This is a genomic window from Bradyrhizobium sp. SZCCHNS30572 (assembly GCF_032484415.1).
Taxonomy (GTDB): Bacteria; Pseudomonadota; Alphaproteobacteria; order Rhizobiales; family Xanthobacteraceae; genus Bradyrhizobium.
In genome coordinates, this window is the sequence record NZ_JAUESY010000001.1 from 178004 (window position 1) to 204577 (window position 26574).

The 26574-nt window shown below is 66.1% G+C and carries 25 protein-coding genes; 14 read left to right on the forward strand and 11 right to left on the reverse strand.

What is annotated here, in order from left to right; genetic code table 11:
• Positions 1-92 precede the first annotated feature (92 nt).
• The 9 genes from QX048_RS00755 to QX048_RS00795 all read left to right on the forward strand — a co-directional run bounded on the left by QX048_RS00755 (position 93) and on the right by QX048_RS00795 (position 9548).
• Positions 93-1046 (forward strand): ABC transporter permease, encoded by a 954-nt coding sequence (locus tag QX048_RS00755; protein ID WP_315713711.1) that lies wholly within the window; start codon positions 93-95, stop codon positions 1044-1046.
• 2 nt (positions 1047-1048) lie between these two features.
• Positions 1049-1951, forward strand: coding sequence for an ABC transporter permease (locus QX048_RS00760; protein WP_316200344.1), 903 nt, complete (start codon positions 1049-1051; stop codon positions 1949-1951).
• A gap of 5 nt (positions 1952-1956) precedes the next feature.
• On the forward strand, positions 1957-3006 hold the full coding sequence (locus tag QX048_RS00765; protein WP_316200343.1) for an oligopeptide/dipeptide ABC transporter ATP-binding protein: 1050 nt from the start codon (positions 1957-1959) through the stop codon (positions 3004-3006).
• 28 nt (positions 3007-3034) lie between these two features.
• Complete coding sequence (locus QX048_RS00770) at positions 3035-3232, forward strand: hypothetical protein (RefSeq protein WP_009026147.1); 198 nt, start codon at positions 3035-3037, stop codon at positions 3230-3232.
• Positions 3229-4641: an amidase gene (locus tag QX048_RS00775; RefSeq protein ID WP_316200342.1), complete on the forward strand. Its 1413-nt coding sequence runs from the start codon at positions 3229-3231 to the stop codon at positions 4639-4641. The genes QX048_RS00770 and QX048_RS00775 overlap by 4 nt, the downstream gene beginning before the upstream one ends.
• Before the next feature lie 254 nt (positions 4642-4895).
• Complete coding sequence (locus QX048_RS00780) at positions 4896-5879, forward strand: ABC transporter ATP-binding protein (RefSeq protein ID WP_316200341.1); 984 nt, start codon at positions 4896-4898, stop codon at positions 5877-5879.
• A 124-nt stretch (positions 5880-6003) separates the two neighbouring features.
• On the forward strand, positions 6004-6273 hold the full coding sequence (locus QX048_RS00785; RefSeq protein WP_315713716.1) for a GlsB/YeaQ/YmgE family stress response membrane protein: 270 nt from the start codon (positions 6004-6006) through the stop codon (positions 6271-6273).
• A 195-nt stretch (positions 6274-6468) separates the two neighbouring features.
• Positions 6469-8211, forward strand: a complete 1743-nt coding sequence (locus QX048_RS00790; protein WP_316200340.1) for a type I secretion system permease/ATPase — start codon at positions 6469-6471, stop codon at positions 8209-8211.
• Positions 8208-9548, forward strand: coding sequence for an HlyD family type I secretion periplasmic adaptor subunit (locus tag QX048_RS00795; protein WP_315713718.1), 1341 nt, complete (start codon positions 8208-8210; stop codon positions 9546-9548). The genes QX048_RS00790 and QX048_RS00795 overlap by 4 nt, the downstream gene beginning before the upstream one ends.
• Positions 9549-9762: 214 nt before the next feature.
• Here the strand turns inward: QX048_RS00795 and QX048_RS00800 are convergent, their stop codons facing one another.
• The 3 genes from QX048_RS00800 to QX048_RS00810 all read right to left on the reverse strand — a co-directional run bounded on the left by QX048_RS00800 (position 9763) and on the right by QX048_RS00810 (position 12706).
• Positions 9763-10245, reverse strand: coding sequence for a CinA family protein (locus QX048_RS00800; protein ID WP_316200339.1), 483 nt, complete (start codon positions 10243-10245; stop codon positions 9763-9765).
• Positions 10246-10354: 109 nt separating this feature from the next.
• On the reverse strand, positions 10355-11665 hold the full coding sequence (locus QX048_RS00805; RefSeq protein WP_316200338.1) for an MFS transporter: 1311 nt from the start codon (positions 11663-11665) through the stop codon (positions 10355-10357).
• A gap of 120 nt (positions 11666-11785) precedes the next feature.
• The gene (locus tag QX048_RS00810) at positions 11786-12706 is read right to left on the reverse strand and encodes a transcriptional regulator GcvA (protein WP_315713721.1); all 921 of its coding nucleotides are present in this window, start codon (positions 12704-12706) and stop codon (positions 11786-11788) included.
• A 114-nt stretch (positions 12707-12820) separates the two neighbouring features.
• Between QX048_RS00810 and QX048_RS00815 the strand changes: the two genes are divergently transcribed.
• Both QX048_RS00815 and QX048_RS00820 read left to right on the forward strand, forming a co-directional pair.
• Positions 12821-13024 (forward strand): DUF1127 domain-containing protein, encoded by a 204-nt coding sequence (locus QX048_RS00815; protein ID WP_315713722.1) that lies wholly within the window; start codon positions 12821-12823, stop codon positions 13022-13024.
• 77 nt (positions 13025-13101) lie between these two features.
• Positions 13102-13722: a GNAT family N-acetyltransferase gene (locus QX048_RS00820; protein ID WP_316172699.1), complete on the forward strand. Its 621-nt coding sequence runs from the start codon at positions 13102-13104 to the stop codon at positions 13720-13722.
• Between the two features lie 250 nt (positions 13723-13972).
• Here QX048_RS00820 and QX048_RS00825 read toward each other — a convergent pair whose 3' ends face one another.
• Positions 13973-14674: an SDR family NAD(P)-dependent oxidoreductase gene (locus QX048_RS00825; protein ID WP_315713724.1), complete on the reverse strand. Its 702-nt coding sequence runs from the start codon at positions 14672-14674 to the stop codon at positions 13973-13975.
• A gap of 95 nt (positions 14675-14769) precedes the next feature.
• Positions 14770-15789 (reverse strand): glutathione S-transferase family protein, encoded by a 1020-nt coding sequence (locus tag QX048_RS00830; RefSeq protein WP_315825924.1) that lies wholly within the window; start codon positions 15787-15789, stop codon positions 14770-14772.
• A 110-nt stretch (positions 15790-15899) separates the two neighbouring features.
• Here QX048_RS00830 and QX048_RS00835 point away from each other — a divergent pair, with 110 nt between their 5' ends.
• Positions 15900-17684 (forward strand): acyl-CoA dehydrogenase family protein, encoded by a 1785-nt coding sequence (locus QX048_RS00835; protein WP_316200337.1) that lies wholly within the window; start codon positions 15900-15902, stop codon positions 17682-17684.
• Between the two features lie 41 nt (positions 17685-17725).
• Complete coding sequence (locus QX048_RS00840; RefSeq protein WP_315713727.1) at positions 17726-18814, forward strand: Zn-dependent alcohol dehydrogenase; 1089 nt, start codon at positions 17726-17728, stop codon at positions 18812-18814.
• Positions 18815-19002: 188 nt separating this feature from the next.
• Here the strand turns inward: QX048_RS00840 and QX048_RS00845 are convergent, their stop codons facing one another.
• From QX048_RS00845 to mbfA, 3 genes are all read right to left on the reverse strand, one after another.
• Complete coding sequence (locus QX048_RS00845; RefSeq protein WP_315825926.1) at positions 19003-20472, reverse strand: amidase; 1470 nt, start codon at positions 20470-20472, stop codon at positions 19003-19005.
• A 78-nt stretch (positions 20473-20550) separates the two neighbouring features.
• Complete coding sequence (locus QX048_RS00850) at positions 20551-21081, reverse strand: cytochrome b (RefSeq protein ID WP_316172695.1); 531 nt, start codon at positions 21079-21081, stop codon at positions 20551-20553.
• A 78-nt stretch (positions 21082-21159) separates the two neighbouring features.
• Entirely contained in the window at positions 21160-22131 is a 972-nt protein-coding gene (gene mbfA / locus QX048_RS00855; protein ID WP_315713729.1) for an iron exporter MbfA, read from the reverse strand.
• 202 nt (positions 22132-22333) lie between these two features.
• On the opposite strand from mbfA, the gene QX048_RS00860 reads away from it, so the two are divergent.
• On the forward strand, positions 22334-23056 hold the full coding sequence (locus QX048_RS00860) for a hypothetical protein (RefSeq protein WP_316200336.1): 723 nt from the start codon (positions 22334-22336) through the stop codon (positions 23054-23056).
• 73 nt (positions 23057-23129) lie between these two features.
• Here QX048_RS00860 and QX048_RS00865 read toward each other — a convergent pair whose 3' ends face one another.
• From QX048_RS00865 to QX048_RS00875, 3 genes are all read right to left on the reverse strand, one after another.
• On the reverse strand, positions 23130-23516 hold the full coding sequence (locus QX048_RS00865; RefSeq protein WP_315713731.1) for a hypothetical protein: 387 nt from the start codon (positions 23514-23516) through the stop codon (positions 23130-23132).
• Positions 23517-23611: 95 nt separating this feature from the next.
• Positions 23612-24682 (reverse strand): alpha/beta hydrolase, encoded by a 1071-nt coding sequence (locus tag QX048_RS00870; RefSeq protein WP_315714359.1) that lies wholly within the window; start codon positions 24680-24682, stop codon positions 23612-23614.
• Positions 24683-24934: 252 nt separating this feature from the next.
• The gene (locus QX048_RS00875; RefSeq protein ID WP_316183769.1) at positions 24935-26473 is read right to left on the reverse strand and encodes an acyl-CoA synthetase; all 1539 of its coding nucleotides are present in this window, start codon (positions 26471-26473) and stop codon (positions 24935-24937) included.
• Between the last annotated feature and the right edge of the window lie 101 nt (positions 26474-26574).

Genomic DNA, 26574 nt, shown 5'->3' on the forward strand with positions numbered 1-26574 from the left:
CACCCCTCCCCGCAAGGGGGAGGGGAGCTTTCTTGGTGCCGCTTGTATCTCGCGACTCTCCGCCGATGAGGAGAGGCTTATGAAGGTGACTCGTGCTCTCTTATGCTGCCAGGCGGATGGTCTATGCGATCCCGATCATCATCGGCGTCGCGCTCGTCTGCTTCATGCTCGTTCACATCACGCCGGGTGATCCGCTCGTTGCGGTGCTGCCGGCCGACGCGTCGCAGGAGCTGGCACAGCAGCTGCGCGTGGCCTATGGCTTCGACAAGCCGCTGCCGGTGCAGTTCGGGCTGTGGTTGTGGCGCGCCGTCAATGGCGATCTCGGCAGCTCGATCGCCACCGGCCGTCCCGTGCTCGCCGAGGTGCTGCGCGCAGTCTCCAACACCGTGACCTTGGCGATCGCAGCCGCCATCATCGGATTCTCGCTCGGCCTGTTCTTCGGCCTCGTCGCCGGCTATTTCCGCGACAGCTGGATCGACAAGGTGGCGACGTCCATTGCGATCGCCGGCGTATCGCTGCCGCACTATTGGCTCGGCATGGTGCTCGTCATCATCTTCTCGGTCGAGCTGAACTGGCTGCCTGCGGTTGGCGCCGGTCCGTCCGGCTCGGGCGCATGGTCGTGGGACTGGGCCCATATCCGCTTCCTGGTCCTGCCCGCGATCACCACCTCGGTGATTCCGATGGGCATCATCACGCGCACCGTGCGCGCGCTGACCGGCGACATCCTCAGCCAGGATTTCGTCGAGGCGCTGCGCGCGAAGGGCCTGCGCGAAACCCAGGTGTTCCGCCACGTGCTGAAGAATGCCGCGCCGACCGCCCTGGCGGTCATGGGCCTGCAGCTCGGCTACATGCTGGGCGGATCGATCCTGATCGAGACTGTGTTCTCGTGGCCCGGCTCGGGTCTGCTGTTGAACTCGGCGATCTTCCAGCGTGACCTGCCGCTCTTGCAGGGCACGATCCTGGTGCTGGCGATGTTCTTCGTCATCCTCAATCTCGTGGTCGACATCGCGCAGGCCGCGATCGATCCGCGCATCAAGCGAGGCTAACGATGAGCGTCAGTACCCCCGGCGCCCTCAACGACGCCTCGCCGCAGGCCGCGCCGATCGCGAACGCACGCGGCTATTGGGCGACCGTCGGTCGCCGGATCGTCCGCGACAAGCTCAGCATGGTCTGCGTCGCGATCCTGCTGCTGATCTTTCTCTCCGCGCTGCTCGCGCCCTATCTGCATCTCGCGGATCCCTATCAGGGCTCGATGATTCGGCGCCTGCGCCACATCGGCACGCCGAACTATCCGCTCGGCACCGACGAGCTGGGACGCGACATGCTGGCGCGGCTGATCTATGGCGGCCGGCTGTCGCTGCTGATCGGCATCTCGCCCGTGATCCTCGCCTTCGGCATCGGCACGATGCTCGGCCTCGTCGCCGGCTATGTCGGCGGCTGGGTCAACACCGCGATCATGCGCACCATCGACGTGTTCTACGCCTTCCCCTCGGTGCTGCTGGCGATCGCGATCTCGGGCGCGCTCGGCGCCGGGATCACCAACTCCATCGTCTCCTTGACCATCGTGTTCGTGCCGCAGATCACCCGCGTCGCCGAGAGCGTCACGACGGGCGTGCGCAATCGCGATTTCGTCGAGGCCGCGCGCGCCTCGGGCGCGAACGCGTTTACGGTCATGCGCGCGCACATGCTCGGCAACGTGCTCGGGCCGATCTTCGTGTACGCCACCGGCCTGATCTCGGTATCGATGATCCTCGCGGCCGGTCTTTCGTTCCTTGGTCTCGGCACCAAGCCGCCGGAGCCGGAATGGGGCTTGATGCTGAACACCTTGCGTACGGCGATCTACGTCAATCCCTGGGTGGCGGCGCTGCCGGGCGTGATGATCTTCGCTGTCTCCATCTGCTTCAACCTGCTCAGCGACGGCCTGCGTAGCGCGATGGACATCCGGAGCTGAGAGGCATGAATGAAGCATCGGAAGTCACCGGACTTCAGCCGATCGAGGACCTCGGCGGCAAGGCGCAGCCGCTGCTGCGGGTCGATGGCCTGACGAAACACTTCCCGGTCCGTGGCGGCCTGTTCGGCGCGCGCAAGACGGTGCGCGCCGTCGACGACGTCTCGTTCGTCATCGGCAAGGGCGAGACGGTCGGCATCGTCGGCGAGTCCGGCTGCGGCAAGTCCACCACGGCGCGGCTCCTGATGCATCTGATGGACCGCGATGCCGGCGAGATCATCTTCGACGGCCGGCAGGTCGGCCACGAGCTGTCGTTGCGCGAGCTCAGGCGCGGCATGCAGATGGTGTTCCAGGACTCCTATGCCTCGCTCAATCCGCGGCTGACGATCGAGGAGTCGATTGCATTCGGGCCGAAGGTGCACGGCATGACCGACACTGCGGCGCGTGCGCTGGCGCGCGAGCTGCTCGGCAAGGTCGGCCTGAGGCCCGAGACCTTCGCCAACCGTTATCCGCACGAGATCTCCGGCGGCCAGCGCCAGCGCGTCAACATCGCCCGTGCACTCGCTTTGTCGCCGCGACTGGTGATCCTCGACGAGGCGGTGTCGGCGCTCGACAAGTCGGTCGAGGCGCAGGTGCTGAACCTGCTGATGGACCTGAAGCGCGAGTTCGGCCTTACCTATCTGTTCATCAGCCACGACCTCAACGTCATCAACTACATTTCCGACCGCGTGCTGGTGATGTATCTCGGCGAGGTCGTCGAGCTCGGTCCGGTCGAGCAGGTCTGGGCCAGGCCGGCGCATCCCTATACACGGGCGCTGCTGGCGGCGATGCCGTCCTCCGATCCCGACAGGCGCACGGAGGAGCCGCCGCTGTCTGGGGATCCACCCAACCCGATCGATCCGCCCGCCGGCTGCCGCTTCCACACCCGCTGTCCATTTGCCGAGGCGCCATGCGCGAATGTCGCGCCAAGATTGACGGAGCTGGATACAATGGGCCATCAGGCCGCCTGCCACATGGCGATCCCAGGCTCGGGACACAGCCGGGCGCCGGCCGCCTGACGGGCAGACACCAGCAGCGAGAAGCGGAATGACCAGACCCACGCCCCAGCAAGTCAGTGCCATCGCGGAGGCCTCCGGCCTGCCGGTCGACAAGGAGGTTGCCACCCGCATCGCCGACTCGATCGGACCGGCCTTCGACAACTTCGCCGCGGTTGCCGGTACACTCCCATTCGACCTGGAGCCGGCGAGCTACGTCCTGGCGCAGACGCTGAAGGTGGGCCGATGAGCACCGAACCTGCCTTGATGACCCTGACCGACGTCGCGAAGGCGATTGCGGACAGGAAGCTCTCTTCGGTCGAGGTGACGCGCTCCTGCCTGCATCGCATCGCGCAGTGGCAGCCGAAGCTGAACGCCTTCATGGCGATCGAATCCGAGCCGGCGCTGAAGGCCGCCGCCGAGGCCGATGAAGCGCTCGCCAAGGACGGCCCCAAGGGCCCGCTGCACGGCGTTCCGCTTGCGCACAAGGACATGTATTACGAGGCCGGCCACATCTCGACCTGCGGCTCGCTGATTCGGCGCGACTTCGTCGCAACGACGACCTCGACCGCGCTGCAGCGGCTGAAGGATGCCGGTTCGATCCGGCTCGGCACCCTGCAGATGGCCGAATTCGCCTACGGCCCGACCGGGCACAACGCGCATTACGGTCCGGTGCACAATCCCTGGAAGCTCGGCTACGTCACCGGTGGCTCGTCGTCCGGCTCCGGCTCGGCGGTCGGCGCGCGCCTGACCTTCGCGGCACTCGGCTCCGATACCGGCGGCTCGATCCGCATGCCCGCGAATTTCTGCGGCGTCACCGGCCTGAAGGTGACCTGGGGCCGCGTCAGCCGCGCCGGTGCGATGCCGCTGTCGCAGTCGCTCGACACGGTCGGGCCGCTGGCGCAGACCGCGGAGGATTGTGCGCTGATCCTTGGGCTGATGGCTGGTCCCGATCCCGAGGATCCCACCGCCAGCGCGGCGCCCGTGCCGGACTATGTCGCCGCCACCCAGGCCTCGATCAAGGGTCTCAGGATCGGCGTGCCCAAGGCGTTCTATGTCGACGACCTCGATCCTGAGGTTGCGCGCTGTCTCGATGCGGCGATCGCGGTGCTGAAGACCGAGGGCGCCGATGTGGTTCAGGTCGAGCTGCCGGATCAGCGCCAGCTCACCGCAGCCTGCCAGCTCGTGCTAGCGGTCGAGGCGGCCGCCTTCCACAAGCGCTGGATGATCGAGCGTCCGCAGGACTATGGCCCGCAGGTGCTGATGCGGCTGCAGAACGCTCTGGCCGTCTCCGGCGTCGCCTATCTCGAAGCGCTGCGTTGGCGCGGTGCGGCGCTGGCGGCGCATGTCGCGGCAACCTCTGGCGTCGATGCCGTGATCGCGCCGGTGTCGCCGCTGGTGACGCCCTCGATCGCCGAGAGCGATGTCGGCGGCGCGCCGGGCGCGGAAGCCGTGATCCAGCGCATCACCCGCTTCACCCGCCCGGTGAACTATCTCGGCCTGCCGTCGCTGGCGATCCCGACCGGCTTCACGTCGACGGGGCTTCCTGTCGGCATGCAACTGATCGGCCGCTCCTTCGATGAGGCTACGATTCTGACCATCGGCGCCGCCTTCCAGCGCGCGACCGACTTCCACGCCAGGGTGCCGACGCTGCCATGAGGGAGACCTGTGTATACCGTCCGACGGTCTCACCCTCCCCTGGAGGGGGAGGGTCGATTGCGCATCTCATGCGCAATCGGGGTGGGGTGACGGTCTCTCCCCTTGGAAGCAAGTCCATGGAGGGGCTGTCACCCCACCCCGTCTCGCATTCCGCTGCGCTTCATGCGAGCCGACCCTCCCCCTCCAGGGGAGGGTCGCAGCTCACTTCGCAATTGGCCACGGCATTCCTGACGGCAAGGTGAGATAGCCTCCCCATGACCAACCTCGTCGAGATCGACAATCTCACCATCCGCTTCACCGGCGAGCGTACCGTGCATGCGGTGAACGACGTCAGCCTGTCGCTCGGCGACGGCGAGGTGCTCGGCCTGCTCGGCGAGTCCGGCTCGGGCAAAAGCGTGACCATGCGGGCGCTGATGCGGCTGTTGCCGAACAAGCGGACGCAGATCTCCGGCAGTGTCAAGGTGCTGGGCCGCGACGTGCTGGCGATGAACGACGAGGAGCTGTCGCAGTTTCGCGGCCGCTCCGTGTCGATGATCTTCCAGGAGCCGGGGCTTGCGCTCGATCCGGTCTATACCATCGGCCGGCAGATCGCCGAGACCGTCATGCGGCACGAGGGCAGGAGTTTTGCGGAAGCGCAGGCGCGGGCGCTGGAGATGCTCGACGTCGTCAGGATTCCCTCGGCGAAGCGTCGCCTGGAGTCCTATCCGCACGAGATGTCCGGCGGCATGCGCCAGCGCGCGATGATCGCGCTGGCGCTGGCGTGCCGGCCGAAAGTGCTGCTGGCCGACGAGCCGACCACCGCACTCGACGCCACCGTCCAGATCCAGATCCTGCTGCTGCTGCGCGAACTGCAGCGCGAGTTCGGCATGTCCGTCATCTTCGTCACCCACGACATCGGCGTCGCGATCGAGATCTGCGACCGCCTTGCCGTGATGTATGCCGGAGAGATCGTGGAGCAGGGCAGCTTGCGCGAGATCGTGCGCCAACCCGTGCACCCCTATGCGCGCGGCCTGCTGGCTTCGACGATCCATGGTGCCAGGCGCGGCGAGCGGCTGCAGACCATTCCCGGCACGCCACCCTCGCTCGACCGGGCGCCGCGGAGCTGCTCGTTCGCACCGCGCTGCGGCCTGGCGCAGCCGCGCTGCTCGCAGGCGATGCCGCCGAACATTGCGCTCGGGCCACAGCGGCTGGCGCGCTGCGTCCTGGCCGAGGCGCCGGCAAGTGTGGCGGCCACGTAACGGTTCGCCCGAAACGCGCTCGTCTCCGGCCGAAACCGTCCATCGCGTGTCGAAGCGTCGCAACGGCCTCGCTAAGGTGCTGCCACGCGTGGGACCGATCGTCCGCGCTGGATGAGGACACGCCATGCACGTATCGAACGAAGGTATCCTGGTCATTCTGTTCGTTGGCCTGGTTGCCGGCTGGCTGGCCGGCAAGATCGTCCGCGGCACCGGCTTCGGGCTGGTCGGCGACATCGTGATCGGCGTGCTCGGCGCCTTGGTCGCAAGCCTGATCTTCCCGCGGCTTGGCGTCCGGATCGGCACCGGTCTCGTGTCGGAAATCGTCTATTCCGCGCTCGGCGCCATCATTCTCCTGCTGGTGGTGCGGCTGGTGCGGACCGGCGGGCGGCTCTAGGGCTTGCGATCCGGCGTGGCTGAACGTTTGCACCGCGCCACGCGACATACCCCAGCACATAGCTAATTTACGCTAAAGTGAGCATCGTTGGACGCTCACCGCGGGAATCAGTATATTTCGCCTTGTTTACCGCCAGTTCCGTGCTTTTGATCGGCGGTCACGCAGCTCATTTGATCAATTGAAGAGATGGTGGTGATGGCGGCCGCACCTCACGTGAGGCAATCCGAGCTCAGCGATGCCTTGCGCGGTTGCCGCAGCGCCTTCATCGGCGTTGGGGTGATGAGCTGCATCATCAACCTGCTGTATCTCACCGGCTCGATCTTCATGCTCGAGGTCTACGACCGGGTGCTGCCGAGCCGGTCCGTGCCGACCCTGATCGGCCTGATCATCATCGCCGCGGGGCTTTACGCCGCCCAGGGCGCGCTCGACATGATCCGTAGCCGCATTCTCGGGCGGATCGGCACCGCGCTGGACGAGAGCCTGAACGCGCGGGTGTTCGACACCGTGGTGCGGCTGCCGCTGTCCGCCGGCGGCCGCAACGAGGGCCTGCAGCCGCTGCGCGACCTCGATAACATCAGGAGCTTTCTCGGCAGCCAGGGGCCGGGCGCGTTCTTCGATCTGCCGTGGCTGCCGCTGTATCTGGCGATCTGCTTCGCTTTTCACGTGATGCTCGGCGTTACCGCGCTGGCCGGCGCCATCATCCTCGTCGCCCTGACGCTGATCACCGAATTCCTCACCCGCACGCCGGCCAAGGAGGCGATGGGGCTCGCCGCCCGCCGCAACGATCTCGCCACCTCAAGTCGCCGCAACGCCGAGGTCCTGGTCGCGATGGGCATGACCGGGCGCATGCTGTTGCGCTGGAGCGAGACCAACGAAAAATATCTCGCCGGCAACCAGCGCGCCAGCGACGTCGCCGGCGGCCTCGGCGCCATCGCCAAGGTGCTGCGCATGATGCTGCAGTCCGCGGTGCTCGCGGTCGGCGCCTATCTCGTGATCCATCAGGAGGCGACCGCGGGCATCATCATCGCCGGCTCGATCCTGAGCGCGCGGGCGCTGGCGCCCGTCGATCTCGCGATCGCACATTGGAAGAGCTTCGTTGCCGCGCGCCAGAGCTGGCGCCGTCTCAGCCATCTGTTGCAGACGATGCCGCAGCGACCGGCGCCGACCCTGCTGCAGCCGCCGGTCGGCAAGCTCTCGGTCGAGGCCATCTCGATCGTCGCGCCGGGGGACCAGAAGGCGATCGTGCAGGACGTGAGCTTCGCGTTGTCGGCCGGCAATGGCCTCGGCATCATCGGTCCGAGCGCGTCGGGCAAGTCGTCGCTGGTGCGGGCGCTGGTCGGTGTCTGGCGTCCGGTGCGCGGCCATGTCCGGCTCGATGGTGCGGCGCTCGACCAATGGTCGACGGACGAGCTCGGCCGTCACATCGGCTATCTGCCGCAGGATGTCGAATTGTTCGCAGGCTCCGTCGCGCAGAACATCTGCCGTTTCGATCCGCAGGCCTCCGCCGACGGCATCATCGCCGCCGCCAAGGAAGCCGGCGTGCACGACATGATCATCAAGATGCGCGACGGCTATGACACAGAGATCGGCGAGCAGGGTGCCGCGCTGTCGGCAGGCCAGGCGCAGCGCGTGGCGCTGGCGCGCGCGCTCTATGGCAATCCGTTCCTGATCGTGCTCGACGAGCCCAACTCCAATCTCGATACCGAAGGCGACGAGGCGCTGTCACGCGCGGTGCGCTCAGCGCGGGCGCGCGGCGCGATCGTGGTCGTCGTCGCGCACCGGCCGATCGGCATCGAGGCGGTCGACCAGGTGCTGGTCATGAAGGACGGCCGCGCCCAGGCGTTCGGTCCGAAGGAGACGGTGCTGGCGCAGGTGCTGCAGCCGCGTGCGCCGTCGCCGATCAAGATCGTCTCGGAAGCCGGAGTGGCAAAGCCATGAGCAGTCAGGTCGTTGCCGGTCCACTTCCTGGCGGCCGCAAGACGGAGAGCGTGCGCGAGTCGATCCGCCGCCACCTGCTGATCGGCATGGGCGTCGTCGTTGCGGTCGCCGGCGGGCTTGGCGGCTGGGCCGCGACGCAGCAGATTTCCGGCGCGTTGATCGCGCCCGGCCAGATCGTGGTCGAATCCAACGTCAAGAAGGTGCAGCATCCGACCGGCGGCGTGGTCGGCGAGCTTCGGGCGCGCGACGGCGACGTCGTCAAGTCCGGCGACATCGTGGTGCGGCTCGACGACACCGTGACCAAGGCAAGTCTCGCCATCGTCACCAAGAACCTCGATGCGCTGCAGGCGCGCGCCGCCCGGCTGGAGGCCGAGCAGCGCGGCTGGGCCAAGATCCTGTTTCCGCCGCAGTTGCTGCAGCGCATGAGCGATCCCGAGGTCAAGAGCCTGACGGCGAGCGAGACCAAGCTGTTCGAGGTCCGCGTCAACGGCCGCATTGGTCAGAAGGCGCAGCTGCGCGAGCGCGTCACCCAGCTGAACGAGGAGATCGAGGGACTCTCCGCGCAGGTCAGCGCCAAGGACCAGGAGATCGCGCTGGTCCAGAAGGAGCTCGACGGCGTGCGCCAGCTCTATGAGCAGCATCTGGTGCAGCTGTCGCGCCTGACCACCTTGGAGCGCGACGCTGCCCGCCTCAACGGCGAGCGCGCGCAATTCATCGCCGCGCGTGCCCAGGCCAAGGGCAAGATCAGCGAGACCGAGCTGCAGATCATCCAGGTCGACAAGGACATGGTCAGCGAGGTGTCCAAGGATCTGCGCGAGACCACCGACAAGATCGGCGAGTTCGTCGAGCGCAAGGTCACCGCCGAGGACCAGCTTCGCCGCGTCGACATCCGCGCGCCGCAGGACGGCATGGTGCTGCAGTCGAGCGTCCATACCGTCGGCGGCGTCATCACCGCCGGCGACACCATCATGCTGATCGTGCCGCAGAGCGACGATCTCCAGGTCGAGGCCAAGGTCAATCCGCAGGACATCGACAAGCTGCAGGTCGGCCAGAAGACGTTGCTGCGGCTGTCCGCCTTCAACCAGCGCACCACGCCGGAGCTGAACGGCGTCGTCAGCCGCGTCTCGCCCGACGTCACCACCGACCAGCGCACCGGCCAGAGCTATTACACCATCCGCGTCTCGATGCCGCCCGAGGAGATCGCAAGGCTCGGCGACGTCAAGCTGATTCCGGGCATGCCGGTCGAGGCATTCGTGCAGACCGGCGACCGCACTGTCATTTCCTACCTGATGAAGCCGCTGCACGACCAGCTGATGCGTGCGTTCCGGGAGAAGTGAGGGGCCCGGCTGCCGTCCCTGCAGAGACGGCGGGCAGCGCTCCAATCTCGCTGTCATCCCCGCGAACGCGGGGATCCATAACCGCAGGGAGCAGTCGTGGCGCGAGATGCTCGTGACGTCTCGCGTCGCGCCCCATTTCTGCTGGGGAGTATGGGTCCTGGGTCGGCGCCCGCCGACGCTGCGCGTCATCGGGCTTGCCCGGGACGACAGCGGTTTATTCGTCGAGTTTCTTGAGTAACAGCTCCAGCGCGCTCTTCGCGAACAGCTGCATGTTGGCAAAACGGTCGCTGTGGCCGCTCTCCAGAGTGACGACTGCGGTCGCGGGCCCCGCAACCGCGAAGCACGCATGTCCCGCCGCGTCGCCGTAGCGATTGCCGGCAGGACCCGCGGCACCGGTCTCCGACACTCCCCAATCAGTCGCAAAGCGCGTCCTGATCTGCCGCGCCAGCAGCTCCGCATAAGGCTCCGACGCCGAGCGGATGCCCTTCATCGCCTCGTCCGGATTGTCCATCAGCACGCGGCGGGCGTCGCGCGTATAGACCACGGCGCCGCCGAGGAAATAGGCGGAGGCGCCGGGCACCGCGAGCAGCGCCGCCGCGATCAGGCCGCCGGCGGAGGATTCCGCAACGGCAATGGTCTGCTTTTTGGCGGTCAGCCGCGCCGCGACCTTCTCGGCGACAGCGATGAGGTGCTGCATGGCGTTCATCCTTCGGCAGCGTCGACACCCGCCGCTGCCGGCTGCTGTTCATTCCCCACCATCATGCGCCGAAAGCGCGCGCCAAGGAAGGCGCTGCCCCTCGCAGCGATCACGCAATGATCGGCTCGCGCGCCGCGACGGCCTGGCGGCCGCCGCGATAGACGGTCATCGCTGCGATGATACCGAGCACGGCGGCGCACATCAGCCAGTAGCCGGGCGAGGCCTTGTCGCCGGTCTTGTTGATGAGCCAGGTCGAGACCGCCGGCGTCGCGGTGCCGAACAGCCCAGCCGCCAGCGCAAAGGCGATCGAGAAGCAGGTGGTGCGGACATGCGCAGGCACGATCTCGACCAGGCAGCCCAGCATGGTGCCGCTATAGACGCCGAAATAGAACGAGAACAGCATTTCGACCGTGAGCAGCTTGCCGAAGCTCGGCGCCGCCGCGAGCCAGTGCAACGCCGGGTAGGCGGTGAGGAACGCCAGCGTCGCGATGGTCACAAGCACCGGCTTGCGTCCGATCCGATCCGACACCGCGCCGCCGACCGGATTCCATAAGAAGTTGGTCACGGCGACCAGCAAAGTGACGAGCAGTGAATCCGACGCCGACAGCTTCAGCTGCTTGCCGAAGCCGGGACCGTAGACGGTGATGAAGTAGAACGTCGTCGTGGTCAGCACCGCGATCATCATGCCGAGGATCACGATGCGCCAGTTCTCCAGCGCCGAGGCGAATACTTCGCGCGCGGTCGGGTGCTTCTTCATCGCGAGGAAGGCCGGCGTCTCCTCCAGCGTGCGGCGCAGGAAGAAGATCAGCGGAATGATCAGGCAGCCGATGAAGAAGGGAATGCGCCAGCCCCAGGCGGCCACCATGTCCGCCGGCATGGCCTGGTTGAGCACGTAGCCGATGACCGACGCGACGAAGATCGCGACCTGCTGGCTGGACGACTGGAACGAGGTGTAGAGGCCGCGATTGCCGGGCGTGGAGATCTCGGACAGATAGACCGACACGCCGCCGAGCTCGACACCGGCCGAGAAGCCCTGCAACAGCCGGCCGAGCAGCACGATGATCGGGGCCGCGATGCCGATCGTCGCATAGGTCGGGCAGAATGCGATGACGATCGTGCCGATCGCCATGATGCCGAGCGTCACGATCAGGCCCTGGCGCCGGCCGATCTTGTCGACATAGGCGCCGAGCACGATGGCGCCGACCGGTCGCATCAGGGCGCCGAGCCAGAACACGCCATAGGCATTGAGCAGAGATGCAGTCTCGTTCTCCGATGGGAAGAACGCCTTGGCGATGATCGGGGCGTAGAAGCCGAACAGGAAGAAGTCGAACTGCTCGAGGAAATTGCCGCTGGTGGCGCGCAGGATCGCGCCGATGCGCGAATGGATCGTAGCCGGCTGCGGGATTGACGTTGAGGACACGCGGGGAAACTCCTACCGTCGAGAGGCTCGTGCGGAGGATTTCTACGCCGGCCGAGGGGAAAGGTGCGACAATCTGCCACGCCAAGCCCTGGCGGCCAATAGCTTTGCGCTCAAGGCGCCCTAGGCCTGAACAGAATTGGCGGCGGCCGACTTCTGCTGCATTGCACCCTTCAGCCATTGCCGGAACGCCTTCAGCTTCGGCGGATCGGTCCGGCCCTCCGGCGTCACCAGATAGAACCCGGCATCGCTCGGCAGCGTCATCTTGAACGGCACCACCAGCCGGCCCTTGGCGATGTCGTCCTGGACGTAGGCCGTACGCCCGATCGCGACGCCGAGCCCGTCGATCGCGGCCTGAACGGTCATCAGCGACAGGTCGAAGCTCAGCCGACCCTGCCTCGACATCTCCACCGGCAGACCCGCCGCGGTCAGCCATAGCCGCCAGTCGTCGTCATAGCCGCCGCTGACCTGCAGCAGCGTGTGATGTGCGAGGTCCTCCGGACAGCGTAGTGGCTTGTCGCCCTGCAGCAGCGCCGGACTGCACACCGGAAACAGCTCGTCGGCCATCAGCCACTCCGCCCGCACGCCCGGCCAATGGCCACGGCCATAGCGGATCGCGGCGTCGACGTCGTCCTTGCGAAAATCGACCAGGCCGGTCGACGTCGTGATCCGCACGTCGATGCCGGGATGGGCCTCCTGAAAGGCCGTCAGCCGCGGCAGCAGCCATTTGGCGGCCAGCGAGGCGATGGTGGAGACCGTCAGCACCTTGGCGTTGTCCTTGCGGACCAGCCGTTCCGTTGCCAGCCGGAGATCGTCGAACGCGGCGCGCACCAGCGGGAGATAGTCGCGGGCCTGCGGCGTCAGCGCCAGGCTACGGTTCTGGCGGACGAAGAGGCGCAGCCCGAGCTCGTCCTCCAAGCGCTTGATCTGATGGCTGATTGCGGTCTGCGTCACGTTCAGCTCGGAGGCCGCGCGGGTGAAGCTCAGATGCCGCGCCGCAGCCTCGAACGCCCGCAATCCATTCAGCGACGGCAGTCGGGCCATTCACGGCCTCCCCGGTTCATGACGTTATTTCATCCGAAACGGTAGTAAATGTCGTTTGTGGATGAAGCGCAAGCGCTCGATATTGCAGCCTCAAGGAATTTTCAGGAGGCCTTCATGTCCATCTACGTCTCCTCGTCAATGACGAAACATCATGGCCCGGGGTTCTGGTCCGGCGTCGTGGAGCTGCTCGCCGCCTGGCGCTTCCGCTACCGCACGCGGCACGAGCTGGCGCAATGGTCGGAGCGCGACCTGCACGACCTCGGTCTGTCCCGCAGCGATATCGCCGCCGAGATCGACAAGCCGTTCTGGCGGGGTTGATCCCCCTTACTCATCCCGCCGCGCCGGTGCCGCTCCGCAAAGGAGGGCGCCGGCAAGCTTCCCGGTTGGAGCCGCGCATGCCGACGCCCGCCATTGCCGATCTCGCTGCCGGCTCCAACATCATTCACACGCGGCGTGGCGAGGAGGTGCGCCTGCGCTTCGTCACATCTGACGACGCCGAGGCGCTGCAGAGCTATGTCCGGTCCTTGAGCCAACGCTCGCGCCACAAGCGTTTCCTCGGCGCACTCAACGAGCTGCCAAAGGCGGTGCTCGAGGATTTCGTCGCGCTCGGCCGCAACGACCGCTACAGCCTGATCGCGACGATGGACCATGAAGGTGTCGAAGCCATCGTGGCCGAGGCGCGCTACGCATTCGATCGCGGCGTCGGTCGTGTCGAGTTTGGCCTGTCGGTCCATGACCGCTGGCAAGGCCACGGCATCGGCCCGGCGCTCATCGCGAATCTGGAAGGACGCGCGCTCGCGTTGGGTGGCGTGACCCTCTCGGGCGATGCGCTGCGTACCAACGACGTAATGATTGCATTGGCCCGCAAGGCCGGTTTCACGATCAAGCCGCATGCGGACGATTGGACCCTGGTGCGGTTCGAGAAGGGTCTAAGCGGAGTGGTGACTCATTCAGTGGGGCCAGATTTGCGCGTGGTCGGTCGCGCGCCGCAAGTCGCCACGTCCGAGATCAAATGACGTCATGCCTGCGAAGGCGGGGCATCCCGTACGCCGCGGCCTCACCGTGTCACCAGCTGTCAGTTGCGTGTACTGGATCGCCCGGTCGAGCCGGGCGATCACAGTTGCTATGAGGCGACCACCGATCCGCGTCATTGCGAGCGCAAGCGAAGCAATCCAGAGTCCTTGCTCCGCCCTGGATTCTTCGCTTCGCTCGCAATGACGGTGATCGTGGTGCGTCTTTGCCCACGTCATACGGAACATCAACTTCTCAAAACGTCTCCACCCACGGCCGCAGCTCCATCTCCCAGCTCCAGGCACTCCGTGGCTGCTGCAGCACGCTCCAATAACTTGCGGCGATGGCATCCGGATCGAGCATCGAATTCGGGCGCTCCGCGGCTTCCTGACGCTCTGCGCTCTTGATCGCGCCGTCGATGACGAAATGCGCGACGTGGATGCCCTGCGGCGACAGTTCGCGCGCCATGCTCTGGGCGAGGCCGCGCAGCGCGAACTTGCCCATCGCGAACGGCGCCGACTGGGCGTAGCCCTTCACGCTGGCGGAGGCGCCGGTGAACAGGATGGCGCCGTGCTTGTTCGGCAGCATGCGCTGTGCCGCCTGCTGCGCCACCAGGAAGCCGCCGAAGGCGCTGACGGCAATCGACTGCTGCACGTCGGCCGGCACGAGATCGGTGAGCGCTCCGCGCGCCCGCGCGCTGGCATTGTAGACCACGAGATCAGGCGCGCCGATCTCGCGCTCGACGATGCCGAACAGCCGCTCGACTTCCTCCGGATTGGTCGCATCGCAGGGGTAGGCGCGGGCGCCGGTTTCGTTGCAGAGCGCGCCGAGCTTCTCGATCTTGCGGGCGGCAAGCGCCACGCGGATCTTCTCGCGCGCGAACAGCCTCGCCAACGAGGCCGAGAGCCCCTCGCCGGCACCGACGATGAGGGCGATCTTGTAGGCAGGGATGTCCATGGGCATGTCCTTGGGCCAAAGCGTCCGCAGACATCAAGCTAGTGCACCGGCGGCCGACTTCCTACGGCTCGTCCCCACATTTTTGCCGCGCGTCCTCAGGTGGGACGCGGCTGCAATCCGGCGAGGCAGCCGATCTCCTCAAGCACGACATCGAGCCGGCTGCGATCGTGCAGGAAGGCGTATTTGCCGCGGAGCATCGCCAGCGAGCGTGCGTGATACTTCTGCGGCTTCTGCATCCATGTGAAGTCGCCGAACTGGACGCGAAAGACGCTGCGGTTCTCGGCCAGTGCCTGCTCGTTGGCGAGCGTCCATGGCATGAACAGCGCGCCGACCTGGCGGGTCAGGATCGGCATCAAGGTCAGTGATAGTTCCGGCCACAGCTCGAACTCGCCTTCGGCGCGCGGCCATAGCATGCGGTGGATCCAGGCCAGCACATGCGGCGCGCGGCCTTCGATCAGGGCGCCGGCCGTCGGATCGGTCCACAGCTCGTAGAGCTGGCCCCACAGTCCGAAATCGCCGTAGGCCGGACGGTGGCCGAACAGATATGGCCTGACCGAGAGATGCCGTTCGAGCAGGTCGAGCATTTCGGCAAAGCCCTGCTCGATCTGCGGCGCGTTGATCTCGTTGGAGCCGACATACCACAGCCGCTCGACCATGCGCGCGCGGATCTTCTCGGCCAGCTCGCCCAACTCGGCCTCGTCCGCCCTGGGGGCGCGGATGCGGGCGATGCGTCCGGCCGAGGCGCGCTGGTCGAGATCGCGCGCCCAGCGATAATGGAACATCCACTTGTTGCCCCACTCGTCGCCGAACTCCTCGATCAAGGCCGAGATGAAGCTCGTCAGCGCGTCGCCGGGATGAATCGTGGGTTGCGGAAAGTCGAGCTCCAGTGCGTCGATGATCGGCGTCGAGTCCTGCATCGGCACCTCGTCGGGGGCGACCACCAGCGGAATGATCGGCAGCTTGGCGTGCCGCGCGAACTCCGCCTCGCTTTCCGCATTGCGCAATATCCAGTGATGCGGGATGCCCTTGTAACGCAGATACGATCGCACCTTGACCGAATAGGGCGACATCTCCGCCCCGAAGATGCGATAAACCTCCGTCGGCTGATTGGTCATGGATCTGCTCCCGGTTCGGCGCACGCCGCTGCCTGTTGTGTATCCGATCAGGCGCAACCTGTCGAAGAGTCCATCAGAGACTTGCGGAAACGAACGAGGGCTTAACGATCATGCATCAGTTCCTGAGGCGCGATGACGTGATGACCGGCGGCGCAAGGCCGGAGCTGCTGGCGCCCGATACCACCGGGCTGAACTTCTATCGCGCCGACCCCGCGCTCGCCGATCTCCTGCGCATCCATCTGCCCGAAGCGCTGTTTCGGCACCTCGTGCCGCATCTCGACCGTCTCGGCGAGCTCGCCGGCTCCTATCTCGACGAATGCGCCCGCTTGGCTGACCGCCATGGCCCTGTGCTGCACCAGCGCGACCGCTTCGGCCGCGACGTGCAGTGGGTCGAGTACCATCCGGCCTATCGCGAGCTCGAGCGCGCCGCCTTTGGCGAGTTCGGCATTCACGCGATGTCGATCCGGAAGGGCATTCTCGGCTGGCCGACCAAGTATCCGGTCACGGCCAAGCACGCCTTCACCTACCTGTTCAACCAGGCGGAGTTCGGGCTGGGCTGTCCGATCAACGTCACCGACGGATGCGCCAAGCTGCTGGCGAGCTTCGGCAGCGACGGGCTCAAGGCCAAGTACCTCGATGGCCTGACGCAGACCGACATGAGAAAGCTGACCCAGGGCGGCCAGTTCATGACCGAGAAGGAGGGCGGCTCCGATGTCGGCACGTTGACGACGGTCGCCGTCCCGGAGGGCGACCATTGGCGCCTGCATGGCGAGAAATGGTTCTGCTCCAATGCCGATGCGAAAGTCGTGATGCTGTTGGCGCGGCCGCAAGGTGCCGAAGCGGGAACGCGCGGCGTCGGCCTGTTCCTGATGCCGCGCTTCCTCGATGACGGCAGCCAGAACCACTATCGGATCGTGCGCCTGAAGGACAAGCTCGGAACGCGCTCGATGGCCTCGGGCGAGATCAAGCTGGAGGGCGCCGTCGCCTATGCGGTCGGGAGGCTCGATCGCGGCTTCGTGCAGATGGCCGAGATGGTCAACTCGTCGCGTCTCTCCAACGGCGTCAAGTCGACGGCGCTGATGCGGCGGGCCTGGCACGACGCAATTACGGTCGCGCGCAACCGCGTGGTGTTCGGAAAACGCATCGTCGACCTGCCGCTCGGCCGGCGGCAACTGCTGAAGATCCTGCTCGCGACCGAGCAGGCGCTGTCGCTGAGCTTCCTCACCGCCGACGCGCTCGACCGTGCCGAGGCCGGCAGCCAGGATGCCGCGGCGCTGCTGCGCATTCTGACGCCGACATTGAAATTCCGCGCCACGCGCGACGCGCGCAAGGTCTGCGGCGATGCGTTGGAGATGCGCGGCGGGATCGGCTATGTCGAGGAGTTCGTGACCGCGCGGCTGCTGCGCGACGCCCATCTCGGCTCGATCTGGGAAGGCACCGGCAACATCGTCGCGCTCGATGCGCTGAAGCGCGCCGTGGGCCGGCACGGTGCGGAGGCCGCGCTGGCAGCCGACCTGCATGCGCGGCTCGACGACAGCGCCGTCGTGCCGCAGGCCTGGCGCGATCAGCTGCATCGACTCGTGGATCGTGCCGTGGGCTTTGCGCGCGAGGTCGCGGGACGCGCCGACAACGAGTCCGAAGCGCGCCGCGCCACCAGCCTGCTGTATCACGTGGCAAGCGCCGTCTCGACGACTTGGGAAAGCGGGCGCATCCACGCGATGCGCGGCGACGCGCGCAGGCTGTTGCTGGCGAAGCTCATCGTCGCGCACCGGCTGACGCCGTCCGATCCGTTCCGGCTCGCGGAAAATAGGATGGATGATGCCATCGCGACACTGCTGCTCGGCGAACGTACCGCTGACATGGAGGAGGTTGGCGAACTGCTGTCAGCGGCGTAGGCTTGCCGCGACCAACAACAAACAAGATCGGGAGAACGCCAATGAAAGCCGCCGTGCTGATGGAGGTCAACAAGCCGCTGGTGATCGAGGACATCAGTGTGCCCAAGCCGGGGCCGCGGGAAGTGCTGATCCGCACGGCGGTTGCCGGTCTCTGCCATTCCGACCTGCACTTCATCGAAGGCCTGTATCCGCATCCGCTGCCCGCCGTGCTCGGCCATGAATCGGCTGGGATCGTCGAGCAGGTCGGCGCCGACGTGACCTATGTGAAGCCGGGCGATCACGTCGTCACGTGCTTGTCCGTGTTCTGCGGCACCTGCGACAACTGCACCACGGGCCGCCCGGTGTTGTGCACCGATACGACGGTGAAGATGCCGCCCGGCGCCTCCAACCGGCTGTCATGGGGACGAAGCGAGAAGCTGCACCAGTTCCTCAACCTCTCGTCCTTCGCCGAGCAGATGCTGGTGCACGAGAACGCGATCGTGAAGATCCGCCCGGACATGCCGCTCGATCTCGCGGCGCTGATCGGCTGCGGCGTCATCACCGGCTATGGCGCGGTCGTCAACACGGCGCGGGTGCAGGCCGGCGAGACGGTGGCCGTGATCGGCTGCGGCGGCGTCGGCATGGCTGCGATCAACGGCGCCGAGATCGCGGGCGCGGGCCGCATCATCGCCATCGACACCAATCCGGCCAAGCTGCAGCTTGCGACGAAACTGGGCGCGACTGACATCATCAATCCCACTGAGGGCGACGTCGTGGCCCAGGTGCGCGAGCTCACCAAGGGCGGCGTGCACCACGCCTTCGAGGTGCTCGGGCGCAAGGAGACCGCCGAGCAGGCGTTCGCGATGCTGGCGCCGGGCGGCACCGCGACCATCGTCGGCATGATCCCGTTCGGCCAGAAGATCGAGCTGCACGGCTTCGACTTCCTGCGCGAGCGCCGCATCCAGGGCTCGTCGATGGGCTCGAACCACTTCCGCGTCGACATGCCCCGCCTCGTCGAGTTCTATCTGCGCGGCAAGCTGCATCTGGAGGACTGGATCTCCGCCAAGCTGAAGCTGTCGGAGATCAACGAGGGCTTTGCCAACATGAAGGCAGGCAAGACGCTGCGCAGCGTGATCATGTTCGATGCGTGAGGTGGGTGGTCGGGTGTGAGGCAGGTGATGAGGTTCGGCGGGTCTGCCTATTAGTTACCCGTCATGCCCGGGCCTGACCCGGGCATCCAGCCTCTCTGGAAGATGGATGGCCGGGTCAAGCCCGGCCATGACGATGTAGGACGACGGCGGAATTTGGCGAGGCGTTGTTGAATAAGCCCGATCGCGAACTAGTTCGCGAACCGCGGCGGCGGGACGAAGCCGCCGAATTCGCGCTCGATCAGGTCGGCGAGCTTGAGCGGCGTGCGGTCCTCGAGGAACGGGCCGACGATCTGCACCCCGACCGGCAGGCCGTCGGCGAGTCCAAGCGGAATCGCGGTGGCGGGCAGTCCGGGCAAGGTGGCGATGCCCGGCCAGGCGAGCTGATCGGTGTAGCAATGCTCGACGCCGTCGATGCTGATGCGGCGCTGCTCCTGGTCGGGCGAATGGTCGTGCGGATAGGCCGGCGTTGGCATGATCGGGCAGATCACGGCATCGAATTGCTCGAACAGCGTTCGCCATTGCGCGCGCAGCCGCGCCCGCGCCCCGCCGGCCTGCACCCAGTCGCGATGGCTGAGCGCGATGCCGCGCAGCCGCTCGGCCGCGAGGCTCGCTGCCTCCTTCGGCAATTGCGCGGCCGCGTGACTGGCGCCGGCGTGGACCTCCGCCGGCATGGTGGCGCCGATGAAGCCGAGCAGCATGCGCATGTAGAGCCGGCTCGATGCGGCGAAGTCCGGCAGCAGCGGGCTGTCCGTCGTGACGCTCACGCCGGCCCGTGCGAGGTCGGCCGTCAGCCGCTCGATCGCGCCGCGCACGGCGCTGTCGGTCGGCAGCAGCGGATCGCTCGCGACCACCAGCACGCGGAAATCCGGCAGGCGACCGTGGCGCGGCGGCGGCAGGTCGAGGCGATATGCCTTGCCGGCCTCGAGCGGGTCGGGGCCTGCGATCACATCGAGCAGCAGCGACAGATCGGCGGCCGAGCGCGCCATCGGGCCGACGACGGCGAGGTCGGCCTCGCCCGGCAGCGGCTGAAACGGCGGCGGCGTATGGCCGCGCGAGGCCACCAGGCCGTAGCTCGGCTTGTGCGCGGTGACGCCGCAATGAAACGCCGGCACCCGGAGCGAGCCGCCGATATCGGAGCCGAGCGACAGCGAGCCGTAGCCCGCCGCGAGGGCCGCGGCCGATCCGCCTGACGAACCGCCCGGCGTGCGGCCGAGATCGTAGGGATTGTTGGTGGTGCCGTAGATGTCGTTGTAGCTCTGCCAGTCGCCGAGCCCGAGCGGCACGTTGGTCTTGCCGAGCACGATGCCGCCGGCGTCCTTCACGCGCGTCACCGTCAGCGCATCCTCGGCCGCGATGAAATCCCTGTGCTGCGGAAAACCCCAGGTCGTCGGCAGGCCGGCGACGTTGTAGGATTCCTTCACCGTGAGCGGAAGGCCGAGCAGGGGCCGCCGTTCGCCGCGCGCCAGCGCGGCGTCGGCGGCGTCGGCGGCAGCGAGCGCGCGCTCGAAATCGCGCACGCAGACGGCGTTGATCTCGGGGTCATGACGTTCGATGCGGTCGATGGCGAGCTTGGTCAGCTCGACCGACGAGATCTCACGATCTGCCAACGCCTTCGCCGTGTCGACGGCGGTTGCGAACGTCCATTGCGGTGCGGCCAAGGTCGATCCTCCCGGTGAGATGTTTGCCGGGAGTCCTAACCGATGCGGATGGCGATCGCTTGACCAAAATTGCGGATTCTAGCCCGGCAGCATCCGCTGCATGACACGGTCGCGATAGATGAAGACGTGCGCGAGTGCGGCGGCGACGTGAACGACGATCAGGATCAGCAGCAGCCATTCGGAGGCTTGGTGCAGCCCGTCGATGGCGCGGTTACCGGCCGGGTTGCGCGCGGCCAGCATCGGCAATGGAAACAGGTAGAAGAACGATACGCTCCAGCCGCGGAAGGAGGCGAACAGCCAGCCGGTGATGGTGCTCGCCAGCACCATCACATAGAGCATCCAGTGCACGACCTCCGAGCTCAGCCGCTGCCAGGGCGGCAGCGAGCTCTCCGGTGCGACCGGATGGGTGAGCCGCCAGACGAAGCGCACGGCGATCAATGCCAGAATGGTGAGGCCGAATGAAATGTGCAGGATCATCGGCGCGCCGGGGGGTGTATTGGCATGCAGGTCCGGCATCAGCCAGCCGATCGGATACTGGATGGCGAGCAGCGCCACCACCAGCCAGTGCAGGATCTTCGCGGGCGTGCCGTATTGCAGGCGTGGCGTCATGACGAGTTTTCCGTTGTGATCGGTCCGGCGCCATCAGCCTCGCGGCTGAGCGTTTCGCAAGACGCGGGGGTGCGGATGCTAGGCCGCTCCTATGAGAATTCCGACGCCGAGCACGATGATGCCGCCGAGCACGATCTGGAACACCGCCTGCAGGAACGGCGTGTCCATGTAGCGCGCGCGGATATAGGCGATCGCCCACAGCTCGAAGAACACGACGAGGCTCGCGATCGCGGTCGCGATCCAGAACGCGTTGGTCCAGGAGTCCGGGACGAGATAGGGCATCGTGTGCCCCAGTCCGCCGAGCGTCGTCATCGCGCCGCAGACGGCGCCGCGCAGCCACGGCGAGCCGCGGCCCGTCAGCGAGCCGTCGTCGGACAGCGCCTCGGCAAAGCCCATGCTGATGCCGGCGCCGATCGAGGCGGCAAGGCCGACCAGGAAGGTCTGAAAGTTCTGATGCGTGGCGAAGGCGGCGGCGAACAGCGGCGCCAGCGTCGAGACCGAGCCGTCCATCAGGCCGGCGAGACCGGGCTGGACATATTGCAGCACGAACACGCGCCGCCGCGTCTCGTCCTCCTTGTGCCGGACGTCCGGACTGAGGATCTTGTCGGTCAGTTTCGCCGCGACCTTCTCGTGGCCCTTCTCGGCCTCGGCGAGATCGCCGAGCAGCCGGCGCACGCCGACGTCCTTGGCCTGCTCGGCCGCCTTGGCGTAGAAGCGCTCGGCCTCGAACTCCATCGTGCCGACCTCGCGGCGGATGGCGTCGAGCGACAGGTTCTTGGTCAGCCAGATCGGCCGGCGCTGCATGAAGCCCTTGACGTTCTCGCGCCGGATCGGCGGCAGGTTCTTGCCGAAGCGCTCCTCATAGAGTTCGAGCAGCATGTGGCGGTGGCCCTTCTCCTCCTCGGCCATCTGCTCGAACAGCTTGGCTGAATCCGGATAACGTTCCGCCAGATCCTCCGCGAAGCTCATATAGATACGGCCGTCTTCCTCTTCGGCCGAGATCGCGATTGCCAGGATCTCGCGCTCGGTGAGGTCGGCGAAGTTCTTCATTCCAAGGTCCCCGGATCTCTCGCTCTCAACATTCGAGTGTTTAGAACGGTTCTAAAGTCTATATGGATTTGCCGCACCGCGGTCAAACTCCGGCCGCTGATTGGTCGCGAAACCCTTTGGTGACAGCGCATTCAAGCTCCAGTCATGGAACTGCGAGGATAGTCCGTCGTTCGCGTTCCGCTCAGCCACCTAAGGAGTTCTCATGGATAGCGTCAAATATCGGCTCAACGATCCAGGGTTGGCGCCGCGCCGCACCCGGATGGATATCCCGGGCTGGGCAGGCGAACGCCAGCCACGAGCGAATGGCTCGCATGAGCAGGTCTGGCATTGCGTACCATTCTCGGAAGGTGCGCAATATGGCATCGAGCTATTTTATCCGTACGACTTCGAGCTGCAGGTCACCACGCGGGACGGCAAGCTGGAGCTGTCCGGCGACTGGGGCGAGCCGCCGAGCCCGAGCCTGCAATGGCCGCCGTTCCGCAATTTTGGCGATGCCTTCTACACCTACCAGATCCTGCTCGATCTCAAGGTGCCCAACGGTTTCGCGATCCGGACCGAGCCGCATCCGCGCTTCTACACCGACCGCAGCGATACCTGCCCGATCGCGGTGCCGGCGTTGGTGCGCAATTTCTGGCCGATGCTGTTCTTCTGCGTCTTCAAGGCGCCCGCGGAAGGGCGGACGCATATCTTCCGTCCGGGCGAGCCGTTCGCGCAGGTGATCGTGATTCCGGAGGAGGCAAACTTCACGGTCGAGCCCATGACTCCGGACGAGGCGGCCGAGCGCGAGTTGCAGTCGCGCCGCATCCACGCCAGCCGTCCGGTGCTCGCCAAGGAGACCGAATGGGTGTCGAGCACCGACACGGTGTTCGACGGCACCTACCGCCACCTGCATCGCGCGGCGAAGGACAAGGCGCGCAAGTCCTGACGCTTCCGTCTTCCTCAAACGAAAGAGCGCCGACCTCACGGTCGGCGCCCCCCGAGCTTTCACCTCTCAACGATCAGTAGCGATCGTAGTACCAGTGGTGATGGTGATGATGGTGGTGGTGATGGTAGTACCGGCGCGGCACCACATAGACCCGGGGGCCGTAACCGTACCCATAGCCAGGGCCGTAGCCATAGCCGCGCCAGTAGCCATGGTGATGGTGGTGATGATGGTGGTGGTGATGGTACCACTGCGCCAGCTGCACCTTCGGTTCGGCCTCCGGCGGCGCCTGCTCGTCGAGCGCCTGCAGCACCTTGGCCGCATTCGGGATCGGCTCGAGCAGGTCGGCGTAGGAGTTGGCCTTCAGCACGTCGCTCGGGGCCGGAGCCGCTGACGCCTGCGCCGTGCCGAGCGCGCCGACAGCGGCGACTGCGCCCAACAAGCCTGCGATCTTCTTATCCATAAATCTTCTCCTGATGCGCATTGCCCGGATGCAAAAACGTCAACCCCGAATGTTCGTTCCTCGATTCGCCTAATACGTCGGAACGGCGTCCGAAATCAGGCTGTCGATTTGTTCAGGAACGTGAACAGGAGCTCATTGACTCGTTCATGTTGCTCCTGCTGCACCCAATGTCCGGCGCGATCGATCAGCTCGCACAGGATCATGTTGGTGCACACTCGGGACTGCATCGCTTCGAACACACCGGGCCGTTGGTAGATGCCCCAGTCTTGCAGGCCGGAGATGAATGCGGACGGAACGTCGATCGTGAGATCCGACCACGTCTGCAATTCAGCGTCGAATAGACCAGACGTACCGCAGCGGTACCATTGCAGTCCGCCCTGGAAGCCGTTTCGTTCATATTCGGCGGTGTAGACAGCGAGCTCATGGTCCGGCAGCCAGCGATTCGCCGCGATCGCCGCCGCATCCGGCATCTCCTCGGCGACGGTCTCGGCCATCGTCTTGTCGAGGTCCATGACGTAGTAGGTCGGTAGCTTGGCGAGTTCGGCCGCGTCCCAGGCCTGCAGAGGAGAAGGGGCGTTGGCCGCCCAGTCTGCGCTCTTGTGATGGTAATAGGCGCGCAGGAATTCATGCAGCCCCTGCGGGGGATGATGCATGTCCGCATTGGCCTGCCGCGTCGCGTAGTACCATTGATAGTGCTTGCGCGGACGCGGCAGCGCAGCCAGTTCGCGATGCACGGGATCCTCCTGCGCCGCGAGGGGATGGCTGGCGATGTCGAACGGTGCTGCGGGTGGCCCCGGGAACGGTGCGCTCATCATCACGACCGATCGAAAGACATCGGGGCGGATCACCGCGCACCACGCCGCGACGGGGCTGCCGAAGTCGTGGCCGACGACAGACGCGACATGGCGATGGCCGAATGCATAGACCACGCCGAGCGCATCGCGCACCAGATTGGTGAAGCGAAACGGCGCGAGATCACCGTCATAGTCGGCGCTCCACCCTGTGGTGCGGCCATAGCCGCGCTGGTCCGGCGCCAGCACGTGGTAGCCGGCGGCGGCCAGCGCCGGCATCACCTTGCGCCAGCTATAGGCCAGCTCGGGAAAGCCGTGTAGCAGCAGCACACAGGGACGGCCGGGCGTCTCGAAGCCGGCTTCGAGCACGTGCATGCGCAGGCCGTTGATGCCGTCGACGAAGCGGGACCGGATCGTGGGTGGGAGGGGAAGCGGGGGAAAGGACTGGGACATGGCGTGCACTCTCCTCGCGTCGTCCCGGCCAAGCGAGCGAAGCGAGCGCGAGCCGGGATCCATAACCACAGGCGCTCATGTGGCGCCAAGCTGGAGCTTATACCCTTCGCATCATCGGCTGCGGTGGCTATGGGTCCCGGCGCAAGGCCGGGACGACAGCTACCGTTATTGGAGCTAGGCCGCGCCCTTCTTCGGCCAGTAGCGTTCGCGCAGGTGGCGCTTGACCAGCTTGCCGGTCGGCGTGCGCGGAAGCTCCGGCTCGAAATCGATCGAGCGCGGGCACTTGATCGGCGACAGATGCTGGCGGCAGAACAGGATCAATTGCTCCTCGAACGCCTTGCCGGCGCGCGCCATGTCGTGCGGCTGCACCACCGCCTTGACCTCCTCGCCCATCTCCTCGTTCGGCACGCCGAACACGGCGACATCGGCGACGTCGGGATGCGTGATGAGGACGTCCTCGGTCTCCTGCGGGTAGATGTTCACGCCGCCGGAGATGATCATGTAGGACTTGCGGTCGGTCAGATAGAGGAAGCCGTCGGCGTCGAGATAGCCGACGTCGCCGAGCGTCGACCAGCCCTTGTCGTTGTAGGCCCGCTTCGTCTTCTCCGGATCGTTGTGATAGGAGAACACCGGCGCGTCGGCGAAGTACACCGTGCCGATCTCGCCGGTCGGCAGCTCCTCGTCATTCTCGCCGAGGATCTTGATCTTGCCGACAACGGCGCGTCCGACGCTGCCACGATGCTCCAGCCACTGCTTCGAGGTGCAGACGGTGACGCCGTTGCCTTCGGAGCCGGCATAATACTCGATCAGGATCGGACCCCACCACTCGATCATCCTGGCCTTGACGTCGACCGGGCAGGGCGCAGCGGCATGGATCGCGCCCTTCAGGGTCGACACGTCGTAGCGCTTGCGCACGTCCTCCGGCAGTTTCAGCATGCGCACGAACATGGTCGGCACAAGCTGCGACTGCGTGACCTTGTACTTTTCGACCAGCTTCAGGAAGTCTTCGGCGTCGAAATGCTCCATGATGATCGAGGTGCCACCGAGCACTGAGACCATCATGTTGAAGCGCAAGGGAGCTGCATGATAGAGCGGCGCCGGCGACAGATAGGTGCTCTCGGCGTTCATGCCGCACATGTCGGCGCACAGCACGCGCAGGAACTGGTTCGGCTGATCGATCGGATTGCCTTCGAAATCCTTCTTGATGCCCTTCGGCCGTCCGGTGGTGCCCGACGAATACAGCATGTCGTAGCCGGCGACCTGATCGGCGATCGGCGTCTTGGGCTGGGCGCCGGCCTCCTTGTCCCAGGAGCGGAAGCCGGGCTCGGGCTCGTCGATCATGAAGAACAGCGGGCCGTCCGTGGCGCTCACGAGATCGCGCACCTGCTCGGCGCATTTCGGCGAGGTGATGAAGACCTTGGCGCCGCAATCCCTGATGATGTAGGCGATCTCGTCCTTGGTGAGATAGCGGCTGATCGCGGTGTAGTACAGGCCGGAGCGCTGCGCCGCCCAGGCGATTTCCATGAAAGCCAGCCGATTCTCCATCAGGAAGGCGATATGGTCGCCGGCCTTGAGCCCCAGCGCACGGAATAGATGAGCGCCCTGGTTCGAGAGTTCGTCGAGCTCGCGATAGGTGATGGCCTTGCCGGTGCCGGCCATCTGATAGGCGATCTTGTCGGGATGGCTGCGGGCGTGAATGGAGGGGTGGGTCATGAAAGACTCCGGCGGGGAGGCGCGAGTAACGAATGGCGAGTAGCGAATAGGGAATGGCGAATAGCGGAGCGTCTGGGCGAGCGGAGCGGGATCGCTCTCCC

Excerpts from the sequence above, each read along its gene's own strand:
- QX048_RS00760 (WP_316200344.1), top strand. The coding sequence starts at position 1,049 with ATGAGCGTCAGTACCCCCGGCGCCCTCAACGACGCCTCGCCGCAGGCC.
- QX048_RS00765 (WP_316200343.1), top strand. The coding sequence starts at position 1,957 with ATGAATGAAGCATCGGAAGTCACCGGACTTCAGCCGATCGAGGACCTC.
- QX048_RS00770 (WP_009026147.1), top strand. The coding sequence starts at position 3,035 with ATGACCAGACCCACGCCCCAGCAAGTCAGTGCCATCGCGGAGGCCTCC.
- QX048_RS00775 (WP_316200342.1), top strand. The coding sequence starts at position 3,229 with ATGAGCACCGAACCTGCCTTGATGACCCTGACCGACGTCGCGAAGGCG.
- QX048_RS00780 (WP_316200341.1), top strand. The coding sequence starts at position 4,896 with ATGACCAACCTCGTCGAGATCGACAATCTCACCATCCGCTTCACCGGC.
- QX048_RS00785 (WP_315713716.1), top strand. The coding sequence starts at position 6,004 with ATGCACGTATCGAACGAAGGTATCCTGGTCATTCTGTTCGTTGGCCTG.
- QX048_RS00790 (WP_316200340.1), top strand. The coding sequence starts at position 6,469 with ATGGCGGCCGCACCTCACGTGAGGCAATCCGAGCTCAGCGATGCCTTG.
- QX048_RS00795 (WP_315713718.1), top strand. The coding sequence starts at position 8,208 with ATGAGCAGTCAGGTCGTTGCCGGTCCACTTCCTGGCGGCCGCAAGACG.
- QX048_RS00800 (WP_316200339.1), bottom strand. The coding sequence starts at position 10,245 with ATGCAGCACCTCATCGCTGTCGCCGAGAAGGTCGCGGCGCGGCTGACC.
- QX048_RS00810 (WP_315713721.1), bottom strand. The coding sequence starts at position 12,706 with ATGGCCCGACTGCCGTCGCTGAATGGATTGCGGGCGTTCGAGGCTGCG.
- QX048_RS00815 (WP_315713722.1), top strand. The coding sequence starts at position 12,821 with ATGTCCATCTACGTCTCCTCGTCAATGACGAAACATCATGGCCCGGGG.
- QX048_RS00820 (WP_316172699.1), top strand. The coding sequence starts at position 13,102 with ATGCCGACGCCCGCCATTGCCGATCTCGCTGCCGGCTCCAACATCATT.
- QX048_RS00825 (WP_315713724.1), bottom strand. The coding sequence starts at position 14,674 with ATGGACATCCCTGCCTACAAGATCGCCCTCATCGTCGGTGCCGGCGAG.
- QX048_RS00830 (WP_315825924.1), bottom strand. The coding sequence starts at position 15,789 with ATGACCAATCAGCCGACGGAGGTTTATCGCATCTTCGGGGCGGAGATG.
- QX048_RS00835 (WP_316200337.1), top strand. The coding sequence starts at position 15,900 with ATGCATCAGTTCCTGAGGCGCGATGACGTGATGACCGGCGGCGCAAGG.
- QX048_RS00840 (WP_315713727.1), top strand. The coding sequence starts at position 17,726 with ATGAAAGCCGCCGTGCTGATGGAGGTCAACAAGCCGCTGGTGATCGAG.
- QX048_RS00850 (WP_316172695.1), bottom strand. The coding sequence starts at position 21,081 with ATGACGCCACGCCTGCAATACGGCACGCCCGCGAAGATCCTGCACTGG.
- mbfA (WP_315713729.1), bottom strand. The coding sequence starts at position 22,131 with ATGAAGAACTTCGCCGACCTCACCGAGCGCGAGATCCTGGCAATCGCG.
- QX048_RS00860 (WP_316200336.1), top strand. The coding sequence starts at position 22,334 with ATGGATAGCGTCAAATATCGGCTCAACGATCCAGGGTTGGCGCCGCGC.
- QX048_RS00865 (WP_315713731.1), bottom strand. The coding sequence starts at position 23,516 with ATGGATAAGAAGATCGCAGGCTTGTTGGGCGCAGTCGCCGCTGTCGGC.
- QX048_RS00870 (WP_315714359.1), bottom strand. The coding sequence starts at position 24,682 with ATGCACGTGCTCGAAGCCGGCTTCGAGACGCCCGGCCGTCCCTGTGTG.
- QX048_RS00875 (WP_316183769.1), bottom strand. The coding sequence starts at position 26,473 with ATGACCCACCCCTCCATTCACGCCCGCAGCCATCCCGACAAGATCGCC.